This is a genomic window from Acinetobacter sp. LF10 (genome assembly GCF_048585715.1).
In the GTDB taxonomy this organism is placed as follows: domain Bacteria; phylum Pseudomonadota; class Gammaproteobacteria; order Pseudomonadales; family Moraxellaceae; genus Acinetobacter.
In genome coordinates, this window is sequence record NZ_CP184160.1 from 1,416,338 (window position 1) to 1,429,465 (window position 13,128).

General features: G+C 37.6%; 13 protein-coding genes, 1 pseudogene and 1 CRISPR repeat array (1 of these 15 running past the window's edge). Of the genes and pseudogenes, 4 read left to right on the top strand and 10 right to left on the bottom strand.

Going from position 1 to position 13,128, the window contains the following annotated elements; all coding sequences use genetic code 11:
- Nucleotides 1–307 precede the first annotated feature (307 nt).
- Nucleotides 308–1,321 (bottom strand): lipoyl synthase, encoded by a 1,014-nt coding sequence (lipA, locus tag ACN19N_RS06755; protein WP_269230189.1) that lies wholly within the window; start codon nt 1,319–1,321, stop codon nt 308–310.
- Nucleotides 1,322–1,512: 191 nt separating this feature from the next.
- On the opposite strand from lipA, the gene sthA reads away from it, so the two are divergent.
- Together sthA and ACN19N_RS06765 are read left to right on the top strand one after the other, a co-directional pair.
- Nucleotides 1,513–2,928, top strand: a complete 1,416-nt coding sequence (sthA, locus tag ACN19N_RS06760) for a Si-specific NAD(P)(+) transhydrogenase (RefSeq protein ID WP_005159656.1) — start codon at nt 1,513–1,515, stop codon at nt 2,926–2,928.
- 87 nt (nt 2,929–3,015) lie between these two features.
- Nucleotides 3,016–3,498: a DUF3465 domain-containing protein gene (locus ACN19N_RS06765; protein ID WP_420002256.1), complete on the top strand. Its 483-nt coding sequence runs from the start codon at nt 3,016–3,018 to the stop codon at nt 3,496–3,498.
- Between the two features lie 40 nt (nt 3,499–3,538).
- On the opposite strand, the gene ACN19N_RS06770 is transcribed toward ACN19N_RS06765, so the two are convergent.
- From ACN19N_RS06770 to ACN19N_RS06810, 9 genes and pseudogenes are all read right to left on the bottom strand, one after another.
- A complete protein-coding gene (locus ACN19N_RS06770; protein ID WP_050040117.1) occupies nt 3,539–3,991 on the bottom strand; it encodes a DUF962 domain-containing protein in 453 nt (150 codons plus the stop codon).
- 180 nt (nt 3,992–4,171) lie between these two features.
- A complete protein-coding gene (locus ACN19N_RS06775; RefSeq protein WP_269230192.1) occupies nt 4,172–4,783 on the bottom strand; it encodes a septal ring lytic transglycosylase RlpA family protein in 612 nt (203 codons plus the stop codon).
- Between the two features lie 287 nt (nt 4,784–5,070).
- Entirely contained in the window at nt 5,071–6,072 is a 1,002-nt protein-coding gene (mltB, locus tag ACN19N_RS06780) for a lytic murein transglycosylase B (RefSeq protein ID WP_420002257.1), read from the bottom strand.
- Nucleotides 6,073–6,091: 19 nt separating this feature from the next.
- The gene (gene rodA, locus ACN19N_RS06785) at nt 6,092–7,234 is read right to left on the bottom strand and encodes a rod shape-determining protein RodA (protein ID WP_269230194.1); all 1,143 of its coding nucleotides are present in this window, start codon (nt 7,232–7,234) and stop codon (nt 6,092–6,094) included.
- Nucleotides 7,235–7,430: 196 nt separating this feature from the next.
- Complete coding sequence (locus ACN19N_RS06790) at nt 7,431–8,090, bottom strand: hypothetical protein (protein WP_269230195.1); 660 nt, start codon at nt 8,088–8,090, stop codon at nt 7,431–7,433.
- A gap of 33 nt (nt 8,091–8,123) precedes the next feature.
- The gene (gene queF, locus ACN19N_RS06795; protein ID WP_420002258.1) at nt 8,124–8,942 is read right to left on the bottom strand and encodes an NADPH-dependent 7-cyano-7-deazaguanine reductase QueF; all 819 of its coding nucleotides are present in this window, start codon (nt 8,940–8,942) and stop codon (nt 8,124–8,126) included.
- A complete protein-coding gene (locus ACN19N_RS06800; RefSeq protein ID WP_420002259.1) occupies nt 8,939–9,712 on the bottom strand; it encodes an ABC transporter permease in 774 nt (257 codons plus the stop codon). The genes queF and ACN19N_RS06800 overlap by 4 nt, the downstream gene beginning before the upstream one ends.
- Nucleotides 9,709–10,644, bottom strand: a complete 936-nt coding sequence (locus ACN19N_RS06805; RefSeq protein ID WP_420002260.1) for an ABC transporter ATP-binding protein — start codon at nt 10,642–10,644, stop codon at nt 9,709–9,711. The genes ACN19N_RS06800 and ACN19N_RS06805 overlap by 4 nt, the downstream gene beginning before the upstream one ends.
- 233 nt (nt 10,645–10,877) lie before the next feature.
- A pseudogene (locus tag ACN19N_RS06810) lies at nt 10,878–11,024 on the bottom strand (IS3 family transposase); the annotation flags it as partial.
- A 96-nt stretch (nt 11,025–11,120) separates the two neighbouring features.
- On the opposite strand from ACN19N_RS06810, the gene ACN19N_RS06815 reads away from it, so the two are divergent.
- Nucleotides 11,121–11,816, top strand: a complete 696-nt coding sequence (locus tag ACN19N_RS06815) for an IS1 family transposase (protein ID WP_269228301.1) — start codon at nt 11,121–11,123, stop codon at nt 11,814–11,816.
- Between the two features lie 91 nt (nt 11,817–11,907).
- Nucleotides 11,908–12,709 (top strand): IS5 family transposase gene (locus tag ACN19N_RS06820; RefSeq protein WP_269228195.1). Its coding sequence is split into 2 segments (ribosomal slippage): nt 11,908–12,171 and nt 12,173–12,709, totalling 801 coding nucleotides; the frame shifts between segments, so codons are not numbered across the junction.
- Nucleotides 12,710–13,128: a CRISPR direct-repeat array (repeat unit 28 nt; unit sequence TTTCTAAGCTGCCTATACGGCAGTGAAC) (it continues 690 nt past the right edge of the window).

Below are 13,128 nucleotides of genomic sequence, written 5' to 3' on the forward strand. Positions count from 1 at the left end.
TCTTGTTATTGGATTGCTGTAATGAGTCTAGCCTTAGAAAAGATATCGACTTTTATTTTTAAATAAATAATTTAAAAATCTTATATTTACTTTTCTTAGATTATGTAGGGTAAAGTCGAAAGTAAATTAGTATTTTTAAGTGATTTTTGTGTATTTGAGTTTTTGTTTGTAATTGTTCACGCCAACTTCACGCTAGCTAAGAAATTCTAAATTATTAAAGTAATTGTTGTGATAAAAATATAATGTTTAAAATCCCAAAAAATCGAGAGAATTTTAAAAACCCTCTCGATTTCGATATATTTATTGATTACGCTTCTACAGTTTGAACTGCAATTTTTTTCGCTGGATCGACTTTACGTCGTACTGCTGGGACAGGTTCGCCATGATATTGACGATCTGCGAAATAGCTAGAACGAACCATTGGCGCTGACCAAATATTTCTAAAACCTAATTTTCGACCATGTTCAGCGTAACGCTCAAATTCTTCTGGAGTCACAAAGCGATCAATCGGTGCATGTTGCTTAGAAGGCTGTAGATATTGACCAATGGTCACGTAATCTACGTCGTGCGCACGAAGGTCATCGAGTAAAGCAATCACTTCCTCTTCTGTTTCACCAATCCCAACCATCAAACCACATTTAGTTGGTACGTCAGGACAGTATTCTTTAAACATTTTTAAAAGATTTAAAGAATGTTGATAGTCAGAACCTGGACGCATTGCTTTGTATAAGCGAGGAACTGTCTCGATATTATGATTAAAAACATCGGGTGGACATTCGGTCATGATGCGTAAGGCAATATCCATACGCCCACGGAAATCTGGAACTAAAATTTCTAGTAAAGTTTTTGGACTGAGTGCGCGAGCTTCTTTAATACAATCCACAAAGTGTTGAGCACCACCATCTAATAGATCATCACGGTCTACAGAAGTAATCACTGCATACTTAAGACCTAAGTTGGAAATGGTTTCGGCCATGTGGCGTGGTTCATCTGCGTCGAGTGCATTTGGTCGGCCATGCGCCACGTCACAAAACGGGCAACGGCGAGTACAAATATCACCCATGATCATAAAAGTAGCAGTACCACCACCAAAACACTCAGGGAGGTTAGGGCAGGCAGCTTCTTCACAAACAGTATGGAGTTTTTGCGAACGTAGAGTTGTTTTTATACGCTGAACCTCTTCAGGTGCAGTCATTTTGACGCGAATCCAGTCTGGTTTACGAGGCACTTCAACCGTAGGTATAACTTTTACAGGAATTCTTGCGACTTTTTCTGCGCCACGAAGTTTTAAGCCCTGTTCAGGTTTACGGTGTTCAGACATATTATTTTCTACAACCTATTGCTTGAGATATTCGATTATTATAGTCAAATTTATTGGTTTATAGGATGAATTAGGTATTCATTTTGAAAATGTGAATATATAAAAATATATGGTTGAGAAATACATCAAGCCATAGCATATTAGTTATCATATATATAGAAGTAAACAGCGAAGAGACAAAGGAGCTTTGAATGCCACGTAAGAAAGAGGTCGTTGGTGGGAATGTTGTAAAATTTGATGCAGTAATTCTCGGTTCTGGCCCAGCTGGTGAAGGCGCGGCAATGAAGCTAGCTAAAGCAGGTAGACGTGTAGCGATCGTTGATATACGTGATCAACTTGGTGGTAATTGTGCTCACGTAGGAACGATTCCTAGTAAAGCATTACGTCAAACAGTATCAAGTATTATTCGCTATCAACGTGACCCTATGTTTCAAAAGGTCGGTGAGTGGAAACAATTCACCATGAAACAAGTGCTACGTAATGCACATAAGGTAATTCAACAGCAAGTTGATACGCATACACGTTTCTATGATCGCAACAAAATTGATGTGTTTCATGGACGTGCTTATATCCAAGATAAAAATACGGTTTTGATTTTTGGTCAGGACGGAATTAAAGATACGATCATTTGTAAGCAAATAGTGATTGCAACGGGTAGTCGTCCTTATCAACCGCAAGGATTGGATTTTAACCATCCACGTGTATTTGATTCAGATAAAATTCTTGATTTGGATTATTCAATTCAAAAAATCATTATTTATGGTGCTGGTGTGATCGGTTGCGAATATGCTTCGATTTTCATTGGTTTAGATCATAAAGTTGATTTGATTAATACCCAACAAAAGCTTTTAAGCTATCTTGATGATGAAATTGCAGATGCATTGTCTTATCATTTACGTGAACAAGGCGTATTGATTCGACATAATGAGCAAATTGATCGCTTAGAAACTTTCGATGATCATGTGGTTTTACATTTGCTGAGCGGTAAGAAGATTAAAGCTGATGCCATCTTATGGTGTAATGGTCGTTCTGGTAATACAGATGGTCTTGGTTTGGAAAATGTCGGTTTAACACCGAATAACCGTGGTCAGCTGATGGTCAATGATCAATACCAAACTGAAGTTGATAACATCTATGCTGCAGGGGATGTTATTGGTTGGCCATCACTTGCATCGGCTGCTTATGACCAAGGTCGTTGTGCAGGTGCAAATATGGTTGGTGAGAAAAATGTTAAGCCAATTAAAGATGTACCAACAGGTATTTATACAATCCCAGAAATTTCTTCAATTGGTAAGAACGAGCAGCAATTAACTGAAGAAAAAGTACCTTATGAAGTAGGTCAGGCTTCATTCCGTCATCTAGCTCGTGCCCAAATTACGGGTGATACGGTTGGTGAATTAAAAATCTTGTTCCATCGCGATACTTTAGAAGTATTGGGTATTCACTGCTTTGGTAATAATGCCGCAGAGATTATTCACATTGGGCAAGTGGTGATGCATAGTCCCAACAATACGTTGAAGTACTTCGTTGAAACGACATTCAACTATCCAACGATGGCAGAAGCATATCGTGTAGCAGCTTTGAATGGTATGAATCGTTTGTTTTAAATGGCGATAGATTTAGTTCGATAAGCAACAAAATGCCAATCAGTTTGATTGGTATTTTGTTATTTGGATTTAGTTAGGAAATTTGCGATGAAAACTAAAATAAATAATCTAATTCTTGTAGTAATCATTTTGTTGCTTGCAGCTTATTTGGGTTTTGATTTTAAAGAAAAGCAAAATAATAGAATTACTAGCAGTAACACACAAACTTCAGTTTCAAATACTAATATTTCTGTCGATGATCAAGACAAGATCATGCAGGCTTATCAACAGCAAAGAAGCAATATTCAAGTTCAAGCGCAGGGTATTGTAAAAGCAGTTTTGCCAGATGACGATCAAGGTTCAAAACATCAGAAAATGATTCTTAAACTTGAGAATGGTTTAACGGTTTTGATTGCACATAATATTGATCTAGCCTCAAGAATAGATGGACTTAAAAGAGGTGATCAGCTTGAGTTTTTTGGTGAATATGAATATAACCCAAAAGGCGGTGTGATTCATTGGACCCATCATGATCCACAAAGAAAACATATTGACGGATGGTTAAAATATGAAGGGAAAATATATCAATGATATTTTCCCTTTATCACTCATTCTATTTGTATGTTCTCAATCAGCTTGTAAGCGCTAATTTCTGACGAGATTTCCATTTAGGTAGGACTTTAGCTAAATAAGCGTCCATGCACCATACAGGGCCAATCAGGAGGAATTGTAAGTCTTTAAAGAAAGAAGGCTTTTTCCCTTCAACTTTGTGACCATAAAATTGGCCAATCCAAGCAATCACAAAGACACCAATATAGAATCCTACGCCTACAGGTAAAATAATAATGAGCCATGCCATAACGGCTAACAGTGCAGCCATTGCAACAGCGAGAACAATATCCAAACGAGCATAAAATACTAAAGTGAGTACAAGAAGCAAAGCGGTGAGTAGGGTGCTAAAATGAGCCAAAATACCAATAATTGAAAAAAGAATAGCTGGGACACAAACCCAATGAATTTTTTTATTCGTTTGGTTTTGATGGCTGTCACTATACTCATCAAACCATGCATCAATTGACTTCATATTAATTCCTTTGCTGTATTTATTTTATTTGCTCAATATACCGAATTGAATAAAAAGGGTCAAAATCATTCGCTGATATGATGTTGTTCTAAAAAGTAACTGTATTTTCTAAATTCTTTTGTCTCATAATAAAGAAAGCCACACTAGATGGCTTTTCTTGGAGAGTGTAAAACTAAGTTATTAAGAACTAGGTCCATCAACTCGTTCGATGCTCACATTACCAGTACCAGAACCAGACATACCAAGTTGCTTTGCAGCACCATAAGATAAATCTAGCACTCGATTGCCATGGAATGGACCACGATCATTTACTTTTACTACAACACTCTTGCCGTTCTCTTTATTTGTTACACGGATATAACAGTTTAAAGGAAGGCTACGGTGAGCTGCAGTTAATCCATTCATATCGAATGTTTCACCGCTTGCTGTTTTACGACCATGAAATTGACGTCCATACCAAGACGCAACGCCACTTTGGCTAAATTTACGAACTGTGTTCGAAGCAACAGTATTCAGTTTTTCAATCACTGAAGGCTCGTCTTCAGGAATATCGATTTTTGCAGCAATCGTCTGGCGACGGATTTGGTCACCTGAACTCTCAGTGATTGAAAGACTATTAACGTTTGAAAAACGCGAATTAAAATTTTGAGAATCTTTGCTTAGTACGCGGGCAGCTAAATTAGAACCCTCCACATCATTATTCATTGATGTCGATTGTACCATTTCCGCATGTAACGGGCTTAAACTTAAGCCTGCCGTCAGCGCTAGAATATATTTTAGCGAAAACTGCATTGTATAAACTCCTAGAGAACATGCTTTTCTATTTCAAAAAACAACTTTGAAATATAGTGCACATGTCTAATTATTCACTTTTGCAATTACTTTACTTGAGTGGATAATATTCATCGCTTACGAAGTGTGTCTAGTCTTTAACGATAAATAGTTACAAAAAGGGCAAAAACTTACAGTTTGTGGTTAAAAAATAATCAATATTGTAACAGAGTATATTTTTTGCTGAATATGCGATCTTTTTGCTTGATTTTTTTATTGACTTTTCAGAATGTTATAAAAAAGCTAGTCTATCGACTAGCTACTTCGGTGCCCAATAACCATACTGCTGTTGCATACATACGACTTTTATTATAGGTCGTAATCACTTGGAAATTTGGATAAGTAATATAGTAAATTGGACCAAATTGGTCTTGTAATTGAATGACATTCACTAAGTCTAAATCATCAATTTTTACCAAAGGGTCAACAGGGGAAACCCCTAATCTTTTCAATTCTCCATAGGGAATAGGTTGGGTTAAATCCTTGGAAATAATACTATCTGGGTTGTTGCCTAAGTAACGGGCTGGAAACCCAATTGGCCGATCGCGCTGCCAACCATGTTGAGCTAAATAGTTAGCAATAGAGCCAATAGCATCTGTTGCAGAATTTCTTAAATCAATGTGACCATTTCCATCATAATCTACGCCCAACTTTTGAATATTGCTTGGCATGAATTGCGGAAAACCAATAGCACCTGCATATGAACCGACGATACTATTTGTTGGATAACCTTCTTTATATGTCCAAGCGATCAAGGCCGCTAGTTCATCGCTAAAATAATCTGCTCGACGAGGATAACCGAAAGCGAGCGTCGCAAGCGCATCTCTACTGACGAAAGAGCCCTTATTTGCACCATAACCTGTTTCTACACCTAAAATGCCCAGAATGACTGTTTTAGGTACGCCAAACTGCTGTTCAGCACGATTCAACGCGTCTTGATATTGATTTTTAAAGTTTGCCCCGCGTTGGATAGTACCATCAACGAGAAACATTGAACGATATTCATACCAAGGTTTACTTTCGCCTGGGCGAGTCATGATATTGAGAATATTAGGTAAATCTTTAGCGCCACTCATGGCTGCATCAATTTGTTCACTCGTTAAATTATAAGTTGACATTGCTTTCTGCTTAAAAGCAAAGTAATTCGGATGTGTATAAAATTCATTTGCTTGAGCCCAATTACTGCTGACAAATAAACTGGCACTCAAACCAAGCAATTTAAAAATTTTATTTAAATTAGGAAGAAACATATGTTTATAAAATTCCTCATTATCGATGTGTATGAATAGACATAACCAGTCCAAAAGTAGACATCAGGGTAATAATTGCCGTCCCACCATAACTCATGAAGGGTAAAGGCACACCAACTACGGGTAAAATACCACTGACCATACCTGCATTTACAAATACATAAACAAAAAATGACAAACCAAATGCGCCTGCAACCAAGCGACCATAGTTATGGAAGCTCTGCAATCCAATTTGGAATGTTCTAAAGATAATTGCACAATAAAGAATAATAAGCAGTGTCACGCCAATTAAGCCAAATTCTTCAGAATAAGCGGCAATAATAAAGTCGGTATGACCTTCAGGTAAGAAATGTAGATGAGATTGGGTACCTTCTAAGAACCCTTTACCAGAGAATCCTCCTGAGCCAATCGCAGTTTTAGACTGAATAATGTTCCAACCTGTGCCTAGAGCATCTGCTTCAGGATCTAATAATGTAAGAACACGCTGACGTTGATAATCATGCAGTAAAAATTCCCAAGCAATTGGAATAATAATTGCAGCTAGACCTGCGGCTGCAGCGATGAGTCGCCAAGATAAACCACTTAAAAATAGTACGAAAATACCACTAGCCAGAATCAGTAGTGATGTACCTAAGTCAGGTTGTTCTGCAATAAGTAGAAAAGGTACGACAATCAACATCAATGACAGTACAACTTGTGAAAGGCTCGGAGGTAATGCTTTTCGTGATAGAAACCAAGCAATCATCATTGGCATGCCAATCTTCATAAATTCACTGGGTTGCACACTGCCGAAGCCTGGTATATCAATCCAACGTTGTGCTCCCATACGGACTTCACCAAAAATGACGACTGCCACTAATGAAAGTACACCAAATACATAAAAATAAGGTGAAAATGCCTGATATACCTTGGGGGGGATTTGAGCCAAACTACACATAACAACAAAGCCAATCCCAAAGCTCATTGCTTGCTTACTGACTAGTCCGACATCTTGGGCCGAAGCACTATATAAAACCGTGAGTCCAAGTAAGGCATTTAGAACCAAAAAAGAACAAAGCCAAGGATCGATATGCAATTGTTGCCAACGAGAGGGCTGTGCAGCTGTACTCAAGCCATCACGAGGTGCTTGACGTAAAAATTTGTATTGTGAGCTTGGAGACATGTGATTCTAAATCAGGTAAATCAAGGCTTCGCGAATGCTAACATAAACGTGATCAGGACCAAAGCAAGGCTTTGTTTATCGTGTAAAAAGCAAAATAATCTTACAATTTATACAGGATAGATTATCTTGCATTTGTTATCTACGCGCATAAAAAAAGCGATGATTTTGCGATCATCGCTTTCTCGTTATCTCGAACTTATTTTTGTACCAATAACTGATCGAAATGTTTAGTAAACACTTCGAGTTCAACTTGGCTTAAGCTCGGGATTAATTTTTTAATAACGATATGAACAGCTGTCTCTACGCCACTTGTTGCAACGCTTGCAACACCACGTTTTACCATACCAAGACCTAAAGTCTTGTTGTATTCAGTCATAAAGTGATGAATAAGTGCATCAGCAAAAGATTTAAATTGATGTGTTAAAGCATCACGTTGTTCTTTGCCATTTCCAGCAGCGACTTCAGCAAAACTCTTTTTCATTTCAGAAACAAGTGCATCAGGTAGAGCAGTACCAATACGTTGTTTACCTTCATTATCAGTAAACAAGCTTTTTTCCATAAATGCCAATGATTCTAAAACTTGTTCATTAGAAGCTTTGCCTAATAATTGCTTCATTAATGTAGAAACAATACTACGAATCTTTTGTGCGAGTTCTTCAGTTGTATCTCGTTTATCACTTGGTGGAAATTGTTGAACCAAATGAACCAACATGGTGTCAATTAACTCATCAGTAAGCTGTAGAGAAATTTTGTCACGTAAAGGATACTGTGGCTCTTTACTATCACGGTTGGCTTGTGCAAGTTGAATGTCCTGACTCAACGCTGCAGATGGAAGAATACCGAAATAACTGGTCATTGAAGAACGTCCTCTATATCAAATTTATTCGTTTTATTGTCGTGCCAAGCGAATTGGCTCTGGCATCCATGACAAATCTGATACTCGACATGGGTTAATATCCAAGCCCCCTCGACGAGTATAAGTTGCATAGACCATCAGTTTTTTTGGTTGAAGCAATTGCCAAATATCAGCAAATATTTGCTCGACACATTGCTCATGGAAACCATTGTGCTGACGGTACGAGATAATATAGGCTAATATGCTGCGATAACAAGGTTTTTTACCTTGAAAACGAATAAAAATCGTACCCCAATCTGGTTGTCCTGTGACTGGACAATTACTTCTTAAAAGATTAGAGTAAAGTTCAGTTTCAACACTTTCTTCGGTCGTTGCAGGATCTAATTTTAATAGAGTTGAATCTGGATGTTCAGATAGACGCTCAGGGATGAGATCATCAATACAAATCCCTTGCGGTTTAGAAATTTCTAAATCATCAACTTGGAATAATTGTAGTTCAACTTTTCCACCTGCCGCATTGGATAAGTCAAGTTCAACCGTTTCGATAAAAGCTTGTTGAGACTCAAACTGAGTAAAGTTCATGCTATTGAAATAAAGTTTAAGTGACTTTGATTCAATTAGGTTGGGTGAGTTGGCGGGTAAAGTTAAACGACCAATTGCCACTTGTGGTAGCCCAAGACTATTTAACCACGAAATTTCAAAAACATGCCACCAATCTTTACCTTGTGTAATTCCTTCAACATGTAAATACTGTTGACGAGATTCAGCACGGGAAATTGGAAATAAAACATCGGGCTGATATTGAGTAGGGTATTGGGTATCTTTGCCCAATAAAGAATGTTCAACACTCATTCACGCATTCCTGAACCACGAGCTAATAAATGATAAGCAACTGTATAGAGAGCAACGCAGCATACGGTAACGATACTCAATGAGAAAGTTACATTGACATCACTGTGTCCTAAAATGCCAAAGCGGAAAGCATTGACCATATATACAATTGGATTGACTAAAGATAAATTTTGCCAAAATGGGCTAAGTGCACTAATCGCATAAAAGACGCCACCAAGATAGGTGAGTGGCGTCAATACGAAGGTCGGGATAATCGAAATATCATCAAATGATTTCGCATAAACTGCATTAATGAAACCACCAAGCGAAAATAATAATGAAGTAATAATGACTGTATATATAGTCACGAAGAAATTATAAATTTCTAAGTGAGTAAAGAATAAACTCATAATGGTTACAATGAGACCAACCAAGACGCCGCGACTAACGCCGCCGATCACATAACCCCAAAGAATTAGATGTAATGGTACGGGGCTCATAATGAGTTCTTCAATACTTTTCTGGAATTTAGCACTAAAGAAGCTTGAAGATACGTTGGCGTAGCTATTCGTGATCACCGCCATCATAATTAAGCCTGGCACAATAAATTGCATATAGCTAAAGCCACCCATTTCACCGATACGAGAGCCAACTAAGTTGCCAAAAATCACAAAATATAGGCTCATTGTGATTGCCGGCGGTAACAAAGTTTGTGGCCATATCCGCATGAAGCGGCGAATTTCTTTAACAACCAACGTCCAAAGTGCTGTTTTTAATTGATTAAAGTTCACTGATTCGCTCCAGCAAGATTCTTCTCGACCATTTTCACGAATAATTCTTCCAAACGATTGGATTTATTACGCATACTGCTGACTTGAATATTTTGTGATTGTAATAGTAAAAACAAGTCATTCATGCTATGCGCTTTATCCATGGTGACTTCTAAAGTCACAGGATCAATTAAATTAAACTTGAACCCAAGAATATCCAGTTGCAAATTTTCAATGGGTTCAGCGAGGTCACAGATGAATGATTCTTCATTCAGTTGATTAAGAAAGCCTTTCATGGTGGTATCTTCTTTAATCACACCACGATCAATAATCGCGATACGACGGCACAGCATTTCTGCTTCTTCTAAATAGTGAGTCGTTAGAATAATAGACGTACCGTTTTCATTCATTTCGGTGAGAAAATCCCACATTGAACGACGTAACTCAATGTCTACACCCGCAGTCGGCTCATCTAATATAAGCAACTTAGGTTCATGCATCATGGCACGTGCAATCATTAAACGACGCTTCATACCACCTGAAAGCATACGTGATTGAATATTACGTTTTTCCCATAAACCGAGTTTTTCTAAATAATATTCAGCACGTTGTTCAGCAAGTTTTTTGGGAATGCCGTAATAACCTGCTTGTGTCACTAAAATATCGAAAGTTTTTTCGAATTGACCGAAGTTAAACTCTTGAGGAACAACACCAAGACATTGTTTTGCGTGGGATGGATGGGTATCTAAGTTATGCCCAAAGATTTCCACTGTACCCGATGTTTTTTTGGTTAAGGAGCTAATGATACTGATCGTTGTCGATTTACCTGCGCCATTAGGGCCTAATAATGCGTAAAATTCACCCTCAGGTACGGTTAAATCAATACCTTTTAACGCCTGAAAACCATTACGATAAGTTTTGGACAAATCGCTCAACACCAAAGCATCAGTCATGAACGTCTCACGTTGTTAAATAGAATGGGTATTTTGAGCGATATGAAAAAATAAACCAAGTAGAAAAATAGGTTTCTGGCGTTTTAGAAATAGAACGATTAATTCGATAATTTTGTAAAATGATCTACTTTTAAATTGTCAAATATTAAATTTTTTATTTAGTATCAAAATCTTAGAGTTTTAAGTATCGCATCAACTATAGGTAAGGTTATCAAAATAATCGTAAGCTGATGCTAGACAGAATTGTAGACAGTTGATCTATCTAAAGTTCTAAAATATTTTTGCTCAAAATTTTCTGGACTTTACCAGCCATTTGCAGAGTGTCGCTTCGTTTGATTGTAGTAAATCTCAATATACTCGAACATTGCCGCATTAGTTTCTTAGAACCTATCCAATATTAATTTCAGGTGGTGTTCTAAAAAGTATGCTCATAAGAAAAGGAGGCAAGGAGGAACAATTCAGCTATATTTAAATGTGTGAAAATCGAAATAGAACTTCATTGTCCTCGATGCCAGAGTACAAGTATAAAGAAGAATGGCATTAAATACGATGGTAAGCAAAACTATCGTTGTAAAGAATGTAATAGGCAGTTTGTGGGTGACCATAATTTGACGTATTTAGGCTGTCATTCAAAAGCGGTCAAATTGATTTTGCTTATGCTTGTGCGATGTTGTGGCATTCGGGATATTGCAAAGATTACGAGGTTTAGTATTGGCAAGATACTTAAAACGCTTACACAATCAAATCATGAAATAATTCCTCAAAGAACTCATTATAAATGCTTGGAAGTTGATGAATTTTGGACATTTGTAGGCAACAAGAAAGATAAGCATTGGCTACAGTACGTCTATGATAGAAGTAGCGGAGAAATAGTGGCTTTTGTATGGGGAGGAAGAGATGCTCATACAGCACAAAGGCTAAAAAACCGTTTAGAAGAACTGGGCATTACTTATGATTGTATATCGAGTGATCATTGGGAAAGTTTCATCAAAATTTTTAAGCCGGACCAAGAAGGGAAATATTATACAGTCGGGATAGAAGGAAACAACTGCCGATTAAGACACCGCATAAGGCGAGCAGTAAGAAGAACATGCTGTTTTTCGAAGAAGGTATTGAATCATGTAAAAGCTTTTAATCTTGGATTCTTTTACATTAACCACAGTTTTGTATAGTGATGTTAAAATGATCAGCATACATTTTGAAACACCACCTAATTTCATTCTTTTTTGGCAATTGGAAAAATAATTTGTTAAATTCTCCCCCATGAGAAAACCATATCCCAGCGACATTAGTCGAGAAGCCTTTAAAGAAATTGAACCGTTACTATTGAGCGGAAGAAAACAAACACGTCCAAGAGTCGTTGATGTCTATGAAGTGTTTTGCGCCTTGCTCTATATTCTAAAAAGTGGATGTCAATGGAGTATGCTTCCTCGAGACTTTCCACCTAAAAGCACTGTGCATTATTACTTCTCGATTTGGAATAGAAAACCATCAGAAACTGAACCTAGCATACTTGAGCAGGCTTTAAAAAAATGTGGTTGGCGAGGCCCGTATCAACAATGGACGGAAAGAACAAACGAGCTTTATCATCATTGATTCACAAAGTGTAAAAAACACAGATACCGCACGTAATAAAGGCTATGACGCTGGTAAAAGAGTTTCAGGGATTAAAAGACATATCATTGTTGATACTCAAGGTCTGCCTCATGGAATATTTATTACGACAGCAGATAAAACAGATCGTCAAGGTGCATTAGATGCCATAACTTTACATAGAGACACCTTACAAAATGTAGAGGTTGTACTTGTTGATGGTGGTTATACAGGCGAACCCTTTTCTTTGGCTGTTAATGATTTAATCAGAGCGCGAGTTGAAGTTGCTAAACGAAGTGAATTACATAAATTTGCAGTCATACCACAACGCTGGGTTGTGGAAAGATCATTTGCTTGGTTAGAAAAATGTAGAAGGCTTTGGAAAAACTGTGAAAAGCACCTAAATACGAGCCTTCAGTTCATTAATTTAGCCTTTTTAAGGCTACTTTTGCATAGAAAATATTCTGGATAGGTTCTAAGCTGCCTATACGGCAGTGAACCCCAAAAAATTGTATTGTACTTTGTTTCAATATTTCTAAGCTGCCTATACGGCAGTGAACTATGACCGTGTGTCGACAGCTCGACAATCATTTTTCTAAGCTGCCTATACGGCAGTGAACGTCAAATAATTTATGTGACTTCTATTTAGATTTTTCTAAGCTGCCTATACGGCAGTGAACCTGTACTTTCATGGGTTCAGGCCGGAGTTTTTTTTCTAAGCTGCCTATACGGCAGTGAACTTGGCAACCAGACTTGCACCAAATCAATTCTTTTTCTAAGCTGCCTATACGGCAGTGAACCGTTGGTCAAGTTGACTGGTATCACTCCAAGCTTTCTAAGCTGCCTATACGGCAGTGAACTAAAGCGTTTTGGTCTTGCTACAGGGGTTAT

Coding starts and splice junctions, on each gene's coding strand:
- ACN19N_RS06790 (WP_269230195.1), bottom strand. CDS start 8,090: ATGACCAGTTATTTCGGTATTCTTCCATCTGCAGCGTTGAGTCAGGAC.
- ACN19N_RS06770 (WP_050040117.1), bottom strand. CDS start 3,991: ATGAAGTCAATTGATGCATGGTTTGATGAGTATAGTGACAGCCATCAA.
- rodA (WP_269230194.1), bottom strand. CDS start 7,234: ATGTCTCCAAGCTCACAATACAAATTTTTACGTCAAGCACCTCGTGAT.
- ACN19N_RS06775 (WP_269230192.1), bottom strand. CDS start 4,783: ATGCAGTTTTCGCTAAAATATATTCTAGCGCTGACGGCAGGCTTAAGT.
- ACN19N_RS06765 (WP_420002256.1), top strand. CDS start 3,016: ATGAAAACTAAAATAAATAATCTAATTCTTGTAGTAATCATTTTGTTG.
- sthA (WP_005159656.1), top strand. CDS start 1,513: ATGCCACGTAAGAAAGAGGTCGTTGGTGGGAATGTTGTAAAATTTGAT.
- ACN19N_RS06805 (WP_420002260.1), bottom strand. CDS start 10,644: ATGACTGATGCTTTGGTGTTGAGCGATTTGTCCAAAACTTATCGTAAT.
- mltB (WP_420002257.1), bottom strand. CDS start 6,072: ATGTTTCTTCCTAATTTAAATAAAATTTTTAAATTGCTTGGTTTGAGT.
- queF (WP_420002258.1), bottom strand. CDS start 8,942: ATGAGTGTTGAACATTCTTTATTGGGCAAAGATACCCAATACCCTACT.
- lipA (WP_269230189.1), bottom strand. CDS start 1,321: ATGTCTGAACACCGTAAACCTGAACAGGGCTTAAAACTTCGTGGCGCA.